The organism is Paraclostridium sp. AKS73 (genome assembly GCF_025671395.1).
In the GTDB taxonomy this organism is placed as follows: Bacteria; Bacillota; Clostridia; order Peptostreptococcales; family Peptostreptococcaceae; genus Paraclostridium; species Paraclostridium benzoelyticum.
This window is the reverse complement of the sequence record NZ_JAIXHU010000033.1, coordinates 22,652-35,655: the sequence shown is the minus strand read 5'-3', so window position 1 is coordinate 35,655 and position 13,004 is coordinate 22,652. Positions and strand designations below refer to the sequence as shown.

Genomic DNA, 13,004 nt, shown 5'->3' with positions numbered 1-13,004 from the left:
AAATTTTCTAATACACTTTCTTTTTCTGGGGCTGCGATTTCAGTCTCCATAAAAACTTAAACCTCCCCCTTTTTAATAATAAATTTTTTTAAATTTTTAATATAAAGTTTCTTAGGTAGCATCCGTAATATATATTTATAAGGGTGCTACCATAACCCCTAAGCAATAATTTTTCAAATTTTCATAATGTTAAACTTGTTTGGTGCACTAAAATTTTCGCCGATTTTAGTGCATAAATTTTTTACGCTTAATCCCATTCTAGCTAATAAAAAATTATGTTTTCTCTATGAAAGTTAGTTATACATATATTAATATTTTGAGCGTAAAATTTTTTTGAGCAACGGACAAAGTCGTTGGCGACATGAGCGAAGCGAATTTTAGTGTTTCTTCTTTTTCTTTTTAGAAACTCTGCTTGAATCACTTTGTTCATAATAATAGCTATAGTACCCATACGAACCATTTTTTCTATATACTTATTAAGTACGGCACCAATTACATTAGCTTTAACTTTTTCTAGTCTTTCTTTTGATATTTTTGCTCTTTCTGTTTCTACATCTTTAGCTCCAACTACCAAAATTGTTCCATCTGCATAGTTAGCTAAAACCCCTGCATCCATAATAATCCCTATTGGTGGTGTATCTATAAATATATAATCGTAATAATCTCTTAGTACATCTATAAATTCTCTCATTTTTTAGATTCTAACATTTCCCCTGGATTTGGAGGTATCGTCCCTGCTGTTAAAATTTGAAGATTTTCTAATTCTGTATTTTGAACACATTGTTTTAACTCTTTTTTTCCTGCTAACACATCAGTTAAGCCTAGTGCATTAGGTTTAGTAAACATTTTGTGAACACTTGGATTTCTAAGATCTGCATCTATTAATAAAACTTTTTTTCCTTCTAAGGAAGCAAAACTAACAGCTAAATTAGATGAAACTGTTGTTTTTCCCTCATCTTGTTTAGAACTTGTTATTACTATCGTTTTCATTTCATTGTCAAGTTTTGAAAACTGTATATTAGTTCTAATACTTCTATAGCTTTCCGCTATTGGTGATTTAGGATCATTAAATGTTGTTATATTTATCATCTTATTTACCACCTTTCTTGCCTTTATTTTCATGAGGTACTACTCCTAGTAGTGGCAATCCTAAGTGTTTTTCTATATCTTGAGGTACTTTTATTTTATTATCTAGATACTCAAGTAAGAATATAACAAATAAAGATATCATTATTCCTAGTACTGCAGCTATTGCCACATTCATTACTTTATTTGGTTTTATAGGTGTTTTTGGTACAATTCCTTTGTCTATCACCTTTACACTGTTAGCTTTTGTTATTCGCTTAACTTCCTTAGTAAATGCTTTTGGTATAGCGTTTGCTATATCAGATGCTCTTTGAGGATTTGTATCTTGGACTGATACTGAAATTATTTGAGTGTCATTAACTGACGAGACGTTTATTTTATCGGCTATTTCTTCGTAACCACCTTTTATACCTAGTGATTTTGTTACTTCATCTAATACAGCCTTTGACTTTATTATTTCTCCATAAGTTACTGCTAGCTTTTCAGAAACGTTTATCTGGTCAGTTGTTATGACATCTGTTCCAGGTGCTTTATCGCTATTTACCAAAATTGTAGTATTTGATTCATACACTGGACTTAATACAAAAAAACTTATGATTGCGCTTACTATTACTGCTACTGATGTTATTAAAACTATTATCCATGCTCTTTTTTTGATAATCTGAAAATACTCTTTTAAGTCGATAGTCTCTTCCATTTTTCCCTCCATTTTCTTGTTTTTCTGCTTGTTTTCTTCGTTTTTCTGCCTATATTAATCTATTTTACGTGCTATATATTAGCATTTTCATCCATATTTGTATATAGTTTCTACAAAGGCTCTCTTTATTTTACATATATCGACTTTTTCAGAATATTCTTTAGCGTTTTTTCTACATTTCTTTTTTTACGCTTAAATAATTTATGATTAACTCATATTTGTTGATAACTTATGAAGTATAGTCACATCAAAATATTAGTGAAAGTAAAAAATTACATTTTGTCTTCCGTACTAGTTTGAGAATCATTATTTTGTGAGTTATCAGTACTATCATTTCCTCCATTTGTATTGCTTCCGTTATTACCTTCAGTGCTACTATTGTTATCTCCACTAGATCCATTATTTGAATCAGTATTATTATTATTCGAATTGTTATTGTTATTGTTACTGCTATTGTTTGAGTTGTTACTTGAATTATTGTTGTTATCTGGTTTACTAGTAGTGTTATTATTCGAATTACTATTATTATTGCTTGGTTTACTTGGCTTGCTAGGCTTTGTTGTAGTTTGAGGCTTTTCTTGAGTTTCTTTTTAGGTTCTTCTTTTTTACTTCAGAACTATTTTGAGGTATTTCTTTTTAGGTTCTTCCTTTACTTCTGAAACAGTTTCTTTTTCAACCTTGTTATTTATTATTAGTTTCCCATCTTCTATATCAAAATTTAATAAATTAGCACTTTTTAAAAACTCTGGAGATACATATACCTCTTTATTTTCGTATATTGGTTTTGTATCTATTGGAATTTTGTATCCGTTTATTTCTTTTTCTTCTAATGGATAGTAATTTTCATCTACTTTTGCAAAAGATGATTTATTTTGAATTATTACTTCTTTTGAGTTTACATTTACTTTTAATTCTTCTTTAGATTCTTTTACTTCCCCGCCTAGTTTTTTTACTAATGTTTTAAAAGGTACATAATCTTGTCCATTTTTTTCAACTATTTTTATTTCATTTGCAAACGCAAGTGTTGTTGTAGATAATGCTATCACCGTTGTTAGAGCTAATATTTTTTATTTTTCATAGTATACTCCTTTCTACTTTTATATTTCTACTAATTCATTTGTATAACTAAGCTTTTATTTTCTGATGTATATTCCCAATTTGGAGCTTGGCTATCTTTGCTAAATGCTTTTATTTCTAATTTTTCTATTTTTTATCTTTATTTAAATCCTTTATTGTTTCTCCTAAAAACTTCATTTGGCTTAATGCTTTTTCAGGTTGTTTTATACTTTCAAGACTTAATGATATTTGAGTTTTCCCATCTACATCTTTTATAGATTCTACTGCATAATATTGTGGTACACTTTTAGGTTCTTCTTTTATTGTGTGATATGTTTGAACTTCTACTTGTTGTTGATCTACTGCTTTTATAAGAGTTTGAGTTTTATCTGCTTCGTAGTTGAAATCTTGTGCTTTTTCTTTATCGTCGAATATATAAATATTAAAGTTTTTATTCATATCCTTTATTATATTTTTTGAAAGTTGTCCCATTTCCTCTTTATTAAAGTCCTTTTTTTCTAAAACTACAAATGTGTTTATTCCATCTTTTTCTTCTTGTTTTATAATTTCATAATCATTTTTAGATATGTTTATTTCTGATTTAGAGCTAGATACTCTAGATACGTAATGTTCTTCTTTTGATTTAAAAGATCCTCCCATGAGTGTAAATCCTACTACTACAACTGCAGTTAAAGAACAAGCTATAGCTATAACAAGTTTTTCATTTCTTTTATACTTCATCATTATTTCCTCCTAATTTTCACTCTCTGATATAATATAACATTTACTTATTTATTTTTTTGCCTAAATCTGTCGAACAAAAAAGTTACCTTGAAAATAGGTAACTTTTTAAAAGTTTTATGCTCCATAGTAATAGTTATAGTATCCGTAAGATCCATTAGTGTCTTCAAACTTGTTAAGTACAACCCCTAGTATGTTAGCACCTACTTTATCTAATCTTTCTTTTGCTATTTGTGCCATTTCTATATCTACTTCTTTTGATGCAACTACTAATATACTTCCGTCTGTATATGTAGATAGTATTCCTGCATCAGTTATTATTCCTATTGGTGGTGCATCTATAAATACATAATCATAGTAATCTTTTAAAGACTCTAAGAAGATTTTCATTTTTTTAGATGCTAACATCTCTGCTGGGTTTGGAGGTATTTTACCGCAAGTTAATACTTCTAAACCATCTACTTCTGTTTTGTTAACACATTCATCAAATGATTTTTGTCCAGTTAAAATATCTGTGATTCCATGAGTGTTGCTTATGTTAAACATTCTGTGTACTGTTGGGTTTCTTAAGTCTCCCTCAACCACTAGTATTCTTTTACCTTCCATAGCAGCAAAGCTTACTGCTAAATTAGCTATTACTGTACTTTTACCTTCATTTTGCTGAGAACTTGTTACTAGTATTGATTTTATTTCTTTATCTATATTTGAATATTCTATATTAGTCCTTATAGTTCTGTATGCTTCTGATATTGGTGATTTTGGATTTCTTTTAGTTATTAGTTTTTTAGCATGCTTTTTCTACCTTTCTTTTCTATATTTTCGTTAGGTACTACTCCTAGCGTAGGTAAGTTTAGATATTTTTCGATATCTTGAGCTGTTTTCATTTTTCTATCCATAAATTCTAATAAGAATACTATGAATAGCCCTATCATAAACCCTAAAACTCCAGCTATTGCTACGTTCATAACCTTATTAGGTTTTACTGGTTTTTCAGGTACTCTCGCCTTATCTATTACTTCAACACTGTTTGCATTTGTTATTCTTTTTGCTTCTTTAGAAAATATTGTAGGTATAGCATTAGCTATTTTCATAGCCTTGCTTGGACTTGTATTTGTAACACTTATAGATAATATTTGAGTATCCTTAACTGGCTCTACTTTTAAACTATTAAGTAACTCATCATAAGTCATGTTTAAATCTAATTTATTTATTACTGAATTTAGTACTGATTTTGATTTTATTATCTCACCATATGTTAACGTTAACTTTTGAGTAACATTTAACTGATCTCCTGTTATCATGTTATTAGTTGCAGCACTTTGTTCTGCATTAACTATTAAAGTCGTACTTGCTTGATATTCTGGTTTTAATACAAAGAAACTTATAAGTCCGCTTATTATCATTGCTATTACAGTTATTAGTGCGATTATCCACGCTCGTTTTTTAATTATTTGGAAATATTCCCTTAAGTCTATCGTTTCTTCCATTTGGCCCTCCTCTTAGTGTGTTTTTCCCCATACGATTTATGTATCGACCCCTTATTTTAAAACTTTACACCTTTTAGCTAAATTTTTCAATTTTTTTACACGTTTCGCCAAAATTAAAATCCCCTATTCCTCTTACAATATAAAAAAGCTATCTAATTTAGAGTATAGAATAGAAAGCCTTTAAGTTTTAGCGACCTTTAAAGCGTTCTTTCCGCTTTGGGAGCAAAACTCAAAGGCTTTCTATCGATACCTACTCTAAATAGATAGCTTTTTTACCTCACTTATTGTTGAGTGTAATTTTTATAATCAAATATGAATTTTTTAAGTTGTTCGTTATTGTATTCTTTATCCCAAAGAATTACCCATCCTTTTTCTTTGCTTACTATTTTCCATCTCTATGTCCTTCAAGTGGGAATTCAAGTTGTGGGAATTCTGTAAAGTTCATTTTTATAACTTTATTAGCTAATTTAAATATTTCCATTGGAGGTATATTAGTTTTTGTATATCCTAATATAGTGTTTCCTATTTCCATAAGATCTCCTGGATTGCTTGATAATTTGTTATATGCAGCTTGCATAACAGTTCTTTGTCTATTATCTCTTTGATAAGCATCATCTGCATATCTTATTCTACTATATGCTAGAGCTTCTGCTCCATTTAAAGTTTGTTTACCAGCACTATTTACACCTGGAATATAACTTACCTCTTTAGGTAATACATCTATTTCAACTCCACCTAAAGCGTCTATAATTTTTTCAAAAGAGCTAAAACTTACAACAGCATACTTATCAATTTTAAGTCCAAAGTTTTTATCTATAGTTTGAAGTAAAAGCGCAGGCCCCCCATAAGCGTAAGCATGCGTTAATTTTTCTTCTCCATAACCTGGAATTTGAACATAAGTATCACGTGCAAGAGAAGTTATTCTAATATCATTATTTTTTCATCGATAGTTAAAACCATCATGGAATCAGATCTATTTCCCTTATCTAGATTGTTTCCATCAACTCCAGCTAATAATATATTAGTTATACCATCTTTATCATCAGCTTTTTCAACCTTTTCTTTTACATCTTTAGCTGCACTACTATCATATATAGAGTTTAGCTTGAAATAAAAATATCCAAAAGCCACCATCGGAACAGCTACAATGAAAACAACTAATCCTATGACTATTTTTTTGAAAGTGCTCATAAAATCCTCCCTATACTAATTATTAATTTAGATATCCATATATTAGCACATATAAATATCGGTTGCTACTTATTTTTCTTTAGCAAAAAGTAAAACCAAGAATTTAATTTTCATCCTTGGTTTATTGATTACATTCTATAAGTATCTCTGTTCCTATTCCAACTTCACTTTTAATTTTCAATTTATAGTTGTATAAATTAATTATTTGAGCTGCAATAGATAGTCCTATTCCAAAGCTATTGTTATATTTTCTTGATTTATCAACTCTATAGAATTTATCTGTTATCTTTGGAATTTCTTCTTTTTCTATTCCTATACCATTATCTTTTATAGATATGTATATTTTCCTTCTTTCTTTGTACACTTTTATTTTTATTTCCTTTTCATCTTTTTCACAGTATTTTATAGCATTGTCTATAAATATTATGAAAAGTTGCTTAAAATGTTTCTTGTTCATATAAATATAAGCATCTTTTCACACTCAAATTTAAAATCAACATCTTTTCTTATGACTTCAAAGTCATATATAATTTGATATATTGAAGCTTCTAAGTTTATTTTTTCTATTTCTTCATCAACTATTGTTTTGTTGTCTAATTTTCCAAGTTCTAATAAATCATTTACAAGTTTTGTTAATCTATCAACTTCATCTAAACTTATTTTAAGCGATTTATTTAGTGTTTCAGGATCATTTTTACCCCATCTATCTAACATCTTTAAATGTCCTTTTAATATGGTTAGAGGGGTTCTAAGTTCGTGTGATGCATCTTGAACAAACTGTCTTTGTACTCCAAATGAGTGTTCAACTGAGTCCATCATTTCATTAAATATTATATTAACTTTATCAAACTCATCTTTTGGATTTTGTATATATACTCTACTTGTTATTCCTTTTTCTTGTACTTCTTTCATAGTGTTGCTTAAGTTGTTTAATTTTTTTATAAACTGTCTTGATATATATATTCCTGCTATTAAACTTATTATTAATCCTATTATCAACATAAAAACAATTATAAGGATTGTATTTTCCAGGAAATCATCATATAATTCACTTTCTCGCTCTAAATACATATAGTATTTTTGATCACCTATATGCACTGGAGTTATTAAGCTTACCTTGTCGTTGTTTACGCTCAAAGATGTATCTATAATATATGAACTTGGTTTTTGATAATTGAAATGTTTAGGTTTTTCATCCATTGTATTTAAAATTTCTTTGTTATCTGAATTATATATAATAGCATTTAAATTCATAGATTCTAAAATTTCTTTTTGAACTTCATATGAGCTATTGCTATTAAGTAAAATTTCTAGTTCATTAGCTCTTGATTGAATTTCTTCTTTTTCATATTTTATAGTCCAAACTCTAAATACTATAAATTGAGATATATAAGTTATTAAAAATATTACTACTATAGATATAAATGATATAAGGGTCATTTTCCAAAATGTCGATAAAGATTTTAGCTTTTTTATAATCATATTAAAACACATCCTTAATAATTACTGCTGTTTACAAAACCTCATATTCTTATTTTATTAATTTTAATATATACTTTAAGCTTATTTATTGTAATCTCATTATATAAAGTTTCATTACCTTTGTCATCTTATTTTCTCACACAAAAAGACTGAGCTATACTTGGAGCGAGGGATTGAATTTTATGTTGCAGCGACATTCATTTTTCATCCAACACAAAAAGACTGGCTTATATTTTGGCGAGGGATTTGTGCTGTATGTTGCCGCGACATTTACAAGCATCTTCACAGCTTTTATGGAGCAAAACATACACACAAATCCCGAGCCCACCATTAACCCAGTCTCTAATCATACTTAAGTTTATTTTCTACATATGCTTTATCTTGCCAAAACATATCATTCACTAAAGTATTACTTACTTTTATATTAATGTTATTGTTATCTTTACCTATAAATAACTTCCCATCTCTTGCTTTATTTTCATCAATATTTTTTTTATCATTTACGTACTCTTTAAATTTAACCCATTTAGTCCTATTATCTGCAGAATCTTCATCTATCCATACCTGAACTTTTTCATAATTCATAGGTACAATTTCTTCTACATCATATAAACCTTCTGTAAAATAGTTCTTTGAAAAATCCTTATTACTAGATATATCAGTTTTTTCACCTCTTAAATAAAAAGGCATAGAGGTTTTCATGTTTCCGTTTAAATCCACTGTATATTTATGATTTTGGCTACCTGAATTCCCAATTATTGATATAGAGAACCTATCATTACGATTTACATCACTATCTTTAACTACCGTCCAGTTTCCATTTTTATCTTTCTTTACGATTTCTTTTTTATAGTTACCTTTCCCGTTTGATAAGGTATATCAACTATAGGCTTATTAAATGCTTGTTCCTTATCACTTCCATTTATAGGATCTTTATATTTAATTTCTGCATTTGCATTTGTGGGAATTTTCTCACCCCCAAAGTATGGATCTTTAGTTGAAATATCAAAACTTACTTTAATCCCCCCTGTAAGTTTTCCATTTCCAGCTTTTTTATTTGCAATAATATTACCTATTTTAAACGTTATTTCATCTTCGCCTTTTGAGTTTTCAGATACAACAACATTTTCAGGCGGTATCTGTATTTCATTTCCATCTAAATCTGTTATCTTAAAGCTTTTATCCACTATATTAAACTCTTTTGAAACTACATCATGTATAATAGATTCTTTAGCTACTGAAGCATTTATATTTTCTTTTATTTCATTACTTATATCATTAAATATTCCATTTATACTATTTAAATCTTGAGTATAATATTTATCTGCATATTCACTCGGATCAATTACATTTTGAATAGTTTTTAAAAAGTTTATAGCTTGACTTTTTTCCTCCTCAGGAGCATTAGTAAATAATCCTACACTATAAAATTTAGCATCTTTATATCTATGATTATTATTTACATATATAGTCTCTGGATTTGGATTATATCCAATTCCTCCAATAGTAACTTTTGTAGGAGCTCCGTACCCTGTAAAGTATCTATAGTACTCTCTTTGCGCACTCTTAACGTGTATGTCAAATCCTGTATATCCCCAATAATCTCTAGAGTTCACTGGCAATCCATCTGAAAAAAACACTACATATTTATTAGCTTCATCTCTTGAACTTTCTAAAAGATTTTGTGCTCTCCATATACCATCTTGAGTATTTGTTCCTCCACCTGGGTTTATATTATAAATAGCTCTATTTATTTTGTTTAAATTTGATGTAAAGTTTGTTTGAACTTCAGAACTTGCTCCTGGTTTATAATATTGGAAAAGTTATAGTTGTATGAAAAATTCGCTACAGATATTCTAACTTGGTCATTATTACTTCCGTTTAAAATATTTTTGCTTAAATTTTTAGCTGCAGTTTTTACTTTGTCTATTTTATCATTCATACTTCCTGACGAATCTATTACAAGTACTATATCAGCTTTTTTAGAATTTTGAATCGATCCTTCCCCTTTTGCTTCTAATGTTATATTATATGTTCCATTTTCATTTATTTTAGCGCTTTTATTGATTTCTAAATTTTTATTACCTTGACATCTTTCAGTATTTTGTGTTGTTTGTGGTGCTGATTTATATTCTGCTTGTATAGCTTCTGGATTTACTTTTTCTACTACTTTGTCCAAAGTAACTTTAGCATTAGGAAAGTTTTCTAATACTTCTTGTTCACTGTTTTCTAATTTATATCTAATCTCTGATTTTAAATTTAAAGATTCATTTTCACATTTTTGAGCATTATCTTTTAGTTTTGCTTCAAAAGATAAATCTACTTCTTTTGAAGATATATCTCCTAAATTAACGCTTATACTATCTTTAGAGTTTGTTACTTCACCTTTTATATTTTCCTTTTCTTTAATTCCGTTTACGGAAATATTCTCTGAACTTATTTCAAAGTTGTCAGATATTTTATTTTCAAAAGACGTATTTTTAATATTTAAATCTTGTTCATTTCCTTTTATTTTTAAATTTACTTTCAACTGTGTATCTGATATTTTTTCAGTGCTTTGTTCTAACAAAAGTTTATTATCCAGTGTATGTATTGGATTTTCGCTTGCTACTTCCTTAATAGTTAAATTGTTTATTTCTTGAGCATATGAAGTAGATTTACCTTCAATATTCCCTAAGCTTGATATAATTAACATTGTTAGTACCATTACACAAGATACTAATCTATTTTTTCATTTAATGTTCCTCCACACTCCTTGCATAAACATATTTACTTTTTAGAGTTCTTGTTTTTTCTACTAATTAATAAAAGTAAAATACTAGTTATCCCTAATATTACATATATAAAAATCCCATCTTCTCCTGTTTTTGGCGATTCGCTCCACATATCATCCTCATCTGATTCTAAATCATTTGGATATTGATCTGTTTTATCTTTGTTATCAACTTTATCTGATTTATCTAAAGTTTCTTTATCATTATTTTTACTTTCATCTTCACTTCTAACTGCTGTAAATATCCAATCTATCTGAGCAGATTTATTTTTATATTCATTTCCAGTAGATGCTCCATCTAATTTGACTTCCGCAATAAGATTTTCTTCTTGCCCTGGATTAAATACTCCTAGACTTATACCTTTTGTTAATTTATCTTCTCCATTAACTGCTTCATCATATATGACTTCATCTTTATATGAAATTTTTAAATCTAGTTTATCTAAAAGATCATATTCTTCTTTTGGACTTACTCTCTCTGCTCTTAAGAAAAGTTCGTATGGGTATTTATGCTTATTTTTAATTTCTAAAGTTCTTCTTATATAATCTCCTGGAATCATGTTAGGGTGTTGTAGAAATAAATCATCATCAGGTATGTATACTAATTCATTCGCATTTCCCAATAATTCAACATTAGGTGGAGCCAATGTATCTGCATCCACCTTTATAGTTGTTATTATTGAAAGAAGTGAAGTGACTACTAAAATTTTTCTTAGACAGCTTTTCACATTCTCACTCCTTTATTAGATTTTTTAATTATAATCTTAGTTTTTTTGATTTGGTTCTTCAGAATCTGTTGGACTTACAGCACTTTGATTTTGTAAGTTACTAAAAGTATCTTTTAATCCATCTGCTGTAACCCAATCTCCATATGCATTATTTGATGCTTGAATAGAGTCAGCTTGAACATCTACGTCAAAACCTAATCCTCTATACTCATTTCCTGCATCACTAGCTAATGTTACAGAGTCAAGTAATGTATTAGTATAATCACCTTTAGCTACTTTTCCCATATAATAATAATATCCATCACTTCCAGCAAACCAAGTTCCACTATTTTTACTTTCATTCACATTTTTTTTAACGACATTTAATTCTATATTACCAGTGTCTAATTTTTGTCCATTTACTTCTGCTATTTCTTCTCTAACTTCATTTCCACTACCATCTTTTGTTACTTTTACAAATTTAGGTATGAATTTAACTCTTATAAATTGATCATATGTTGTAGTATTTTTTACTTGTACATCTTTATTTACATTATCACCCGGAAGCATGTTTTCAGGTTTTTCAAATTCCTCGATTATTTTTATTCCACTACCATTATTATCACTATTTGATGCTGTGTTAAAAGTATTTGTTGCTTTATCTTGAGATGTAAACCATGCAAGTGTTCCCCCTATTACACCTACTGTCAGTACTCCTGATACTGCTAACGCTTGAACTTTCTTATTCATTTTATTCCCTCCAAAATTAAATATTTACTCAATCTATGTAATCAGCACTTACTGTTACAGTTGTTTTATGCATCCGCTTTTTCTCTTTCTTTATTTTGTCTTTCTTCTTCATCTATAGATTTTAGTTTTTTCTAAGGTTGCTACCTATAGCACTTAATGCTGTTATTGCAAATATTCCTACTATAATTAGTGATAGGTGTGACTTCATCCATGACATAGCCATTCCAACCCTCGGTATACATTTAACAACTTTACCTATAACTGCGTTTGATTCTACTGGATTTTGATCCTGCACATTATTTGCATCACCTTGTGTTATGTATTTTATTCCTGCTCCATCTTTTATGATTTCTTTTACTCTATGTGTTGTTATGTTTCCTGAATTTTGACTTTTAAATGTTATTACATCCCCTACATTTATTTGTTCAGGTTGTAATTCTTTAGCTATTACTAAATCTCCAACCATTATTGAAGGTTGCATACTTCCTGTCATGACTGTAAAAAATTTATGTCCCATTATAGTTGGCTGTTTTCCCTCTTTTACAGACTTTACCATAATAAATGATATGGATAATAAAGATATTAGAACTACATAAAAAAGTATATTTCCTAATTTTTTTAACATTGTTTTATTTTCCATAGTATATTCTCCCTGAAATTATTTTACCTAGTACATAAATTTTCTAGTATTTTATGTATTCCTTGATTTTCAATATTGTTCCAAGTTCTTTTATATGCATCTTTCGTAGCCTGTACAGCCTCTGCTTTTACATCTACTATCAAAGTCTTATTTTTATATCTTTCTTGTAATTCTTCCGGAATGTTTGCGCTTACTGATTTTAAAATTTGAGTTGTTTCTTCGTCATTTAAAACTATAGTGTTATAGTAATAATAATTGTCGTTGCCATAGATCCATTTATCATCTTCTGTTGTGTTTTGATTTGCTGTTATATTATTAGTTTCATAGTTTAATGTTACTAAGTTAGTATCTCCTGGCCATGCATTTCCTTTTTCATCCACCCACCTAGGAATTA

Annotated in this window: 18 protein-coding genes and 2 pseudogenes; all 20 read right to left on the bottom strand. The window is 28.6% G+C overall.

The genetic code is table 11. The annotated features are described in order from the left end of the window. Positions 1-262: 262 nt before the first annotated feature. The 20 genes and pseudogenes from LEQ07_RS15255 to LEQ07_RS15170 all read right to left on the bottom strand — a co-directional run bounded on the left by LEQ07_RS15255 (position 263) and on the right by LEQ07_RS15170 (position 12,990). On the bottom strand, positions 263-691 hold the full coding sequence (locus tag LEQ07_RS15255; protein WP_263331298.1) for a hypothetical protein: 429 nt from the start codon (positions 689-691) through the stop codon (positions 263-265). Then, positions 688-1,089, bottom strand: coding sequence for a CpsD/CapB family tyrosine-protein kinase (locus LEQ07_RS15250; RefSeq protein WP_317852094.1), 402 nt, complete (start codon positions 1,087-1,089; stop codon positions 688-690). The genes LEQ07_RS15255 and LEQ07_RS15250 overlap by 4 nt, the downstream gene beginning before the upstream one ends. A gap of 1 nt (position 1,090) precedes the next feature. Next, positions 1,091-1,783 carry a YveK family protein gene (locus tag LEQ07_RS15245; RefSeq protein ID WP_263331297.1) on the bottom strand — a complete coding sequence of 231 codons (693 nt, stop codon included), beginning with the start codon at positions 1,781-1,783 and terminating at the stop codon, positions 1,091-1,093. 605 nt (positions 1,784-2,388) lie between these two features. Continuing rightward, positions 2,389-2,829, bottom strand: coding sequence for a copper amine oxidase N-terminal domain-containing protein (locus LEQ07_RS15240; protein ID WP_263331296.1), 441 nt, complete (start codon positions 2,827-2,829; stop codon positions 2,389-2,391). 157 nt (positions 2,830-2,986) lie between these two features. Continuing rightward, on the bottom strand, positions 2,987-3,583 hold the full coding sequence (locus LEQ07_RS15235) for a hypothetical protein (protein WP_263331295.1): 597 nt from the start codon (positions 3,581-3,583) through the stop codon (positions 2,987-2,989). Positions 3,584-3,697: 114 nt separating this feature from the next. Then, complete coding sequence (locus LEQ07_RS15230; RefSeq protein WP_317852096.1) at positions 3,698-4,330, bottom strand: CpsD/CapB family tyrosine-protein kinase; 633 nt, start codon at positions 4,328-4,330, stop codon at positions 3,698-3,700. Positions 4,331-4,356: 26 nt separating this feature from the next. Beyond that, positions 4,357-5,067, bottom strand: a complete 711-nt coding sequence (locus LEQ07_RS15225; protein ID WP_263331294.1) for a YveK family protein — start codon at positions 5,065-5,067, stop codon at positions 4,357-4,359. Between the two features lie 382 nt (positions 5,068-5,449). Then, complete coding sequence (locus LEQ07_RS15220; RefSeq protein WP_263331292.1) at positions 5,450-5,644, bottom strand: hypothetical protein; 195 nt, start codon at positions 5,642-5,644, stop codon at positions 5,450-5,452. A 33-nt stretch (positions 5,645-5,677) separates the two neighbouring features. Beyond that, positions 5,678-5,956: pseudogene (locus LEQ07_RS23180) on the bottom strand (LCP family protein); the annotation flags it as partial. 29 nt (positions 5,957-5,985) lie between these two features. Further along, positions 5,986-6,258: a hypothetical protein gene (locus LEQ07_RS15215; protein ID WP_263331291.1), complete on the bottom strand. Its 273-nt coding sequence runs from the start codon at positions 6,256-6,258 to the stop codon at positions 5,986-5,988. A gap of 121 nt (positions 6,259-6,379) precedes the next feature. Then, entirely contained in the window at positions 6,380-6,715 is a 336-nt protein-coding gene (locus LEQ07_RS15210; protein WP_263331289.1) for a sensor histidine kinase, read from the bottom strand. After that, positions 6,712-7,740, bottom strand: a complete 1,029-nt coding sequence (locus LEQ07_RS15205) for a histidine kinase dimerization/phospho-acceptor domain-containing protein (protein WP_263331288.1) — start codon at positions 7,738-7,740, stop codon at positions 6,712-6,714. Before LEQ07_RS15205 ends, LEQ07_RS15210 begins: the two co-directional genes overlap by 4 nt. A gap of 342 nt (positions 7,741-8,082) precedes the next feature. Continuing rightward, positions 8,083-8,460, bottom strand: a complete 378-nt coding sequence (locus LEQ07_RS15200; RefSeq protein WP_263331287.1) for a hypothetical protein — start codon at positions 8,458-8,460, stop codon at positions 8,083-8,085. Between the two features lie 113 nt (positions 8,461-8,573). After that, positions 8,574-9,380 carry a hypothetical protein gene (locus LEQ07_RS15195; protein ID WP_263331286.1) on the bottom strand — a complete coding sequence of 269 codons (807 nt, stop codon included), beginning with the start codon at positions 9,378-9,380 and terminating at the stop codon, positions 8,574-8,576. 42 nt (positions 9,381-9,422) lie between these two features. Then, a pseudogene (locus LEQ07_RS23175) lies at positions 9,423-9,482 on the bottom strand (hypothetical protein); the annotation flags it as partial. Positions 9,483-9,499: 17 nt separating this feature from the next. Continuing rightward, complete coding sequence (locus tag LEQ07_RS15190) at positions 9,500-10,447, bottom strand: vWA domain-containing protein (RefSeq protein ID WP_263331285.1); 948 nt, start codon at positions 10,445-10,447, stop codon at positions 9,500-9,502. A 62-nt stretch (positions 10,448-10,509) separates the two neighbouring features. Continuing rightward, complete coding sequence (locus LEQ07_RS15185) at positions 10,510-11,241, bottom strand: LPXTG cell wall anchor domain-containing protein (RefSeq protein ID WP_046822622.1); 732 nt, start codon at positions 11,239-11,241, stop codon at positions 10,510-10,512. A gap of 36 nt (positions 11,242-11,277) precedes the next feature. Then, positions 11,278-11,970 (bottom strand): BsaA family SipW-dependent biofilm matrix protein, encoded by a 693-nt coding sequence (locus LEQ07_RS15180; RefSeq protein WP_052951998.1) that lies wholly within the window; start codon positions 11,968-11,970, stop codon positions 11,278-11,280. Between the two features lie 121 nt (positions 11,971-12,091). After that, a complete protein-coding gene (locus LEQ07_RS15175) occupies positions 12,092-12,610 on the bottom strand; it encodes a signal peptidase I (protein ID WP_263331284.1) in 519 nt (172 codons plus the stop codon). 23 nt (positions 12,611-12,633) lie between these two features. Continuing rightward, entirely contained in the window at positions 12,634-12,990 is a 357-nt protein-coding gene (locus LEQ07_RS15170; RefSeq protein ID WP_263331283.1) for a hypothetical protein, read from the bottom strand. Positions 12,991-13,004: the final 14 nt, after the last annotated feature.

What these genes read in the sequence shown, in the direction of transcription:
- LEQ07_RS15235 (WP_263331295.1), bottom strand. Translation starts at nt 3,583, where the DNA reads ATGATGAAGTATAAAAGAAATGAAAAACTTGTTATAGCTATAGCTTGT.
- LEQ07_RS15205 (WP_263331288.1), bottom strand. Translation starts at nt 7,740, where the DNA reads ATGATTATAAAAAAGCTAAAATCTTTATCGACATTTTGGAAAATGACC.
- LEQ07_RS15220 (WP_263331292.1), bottom strand. Translation starts at nt 5,644, where the DNA reads ATGCAAGCTGCATATAACAAATTATCAAGCAATCCAGGAGATCTTATG.
- LEQ07_RS15175 (WP_263331284.1), bottom strand. Translation starts at nt 12,610, where the DNA reads ATGGAAAATAAAACAATGTTAAAAAAATTAGGAAATATACTTTTTTAT.
- LEQ07_RS15180 (WP_052951998.1), bottom strand. Translation starts at nt 11,970, where the DNA reads ATGAATAAGAAAGTTCAAGCGTTAGCAGTATCAGGAGTACTGACAGTA.
- LEQ07_RS15215 (WP_263331291.1), bottom strand. Translation starts at nt 6,258, where the DNA reads ATGAGCACTTTCAAAAAAATAGTCATAGGATTAGTTGTTTTCATTGTA.
- LEQ07_RS15250 (WP_317852094.1), bottom strand. Translation starts at nt 1,089, where the DNA reads ATGATAAATATAACAACATTTAATGATCCTAAATCACCAATAGCGGAA.
- LEQ07_RS15255 (WP_263331298.1), bottom strand. Translation starts at nt 691, where the DNA reads ATGAGAGAATTTATAGATGTACTAAGAGATTATTACGATTATATATTT.
- LEQ07_RS15245 (WP_263331297.1), bottom strand. Translation starts at nt 1,783, where the DNA reads ATGGAAGAGACTATCGACTTAAAAGAGTATTTTCAGATTATCAAAAAA.
- LEQ07_RS15210 (WP_263331289.1), bottom strand. Translation starts at nt 6,715, where the DNA reads ATGAACAAGAAACATTTTAAGCAACTTTTCATAATATTTATAGACAAT.
- LEQ07_RS15225 (WP_263331294.1), bottom strand. Translation starts at nt 5,067, where the DNA reads ATGGAAGAAACGATAGACTTAAGGGAATATTTCCAAATAATTAAAAAA.
- LEQ07_RS15190 (WP_263331285.1), bottom strand. Translation starts at nt 10,447, where the DNA reads ATGGTACTAACAATGTTAATTATATCAAGCTTAGGGAATATTGAAGGT.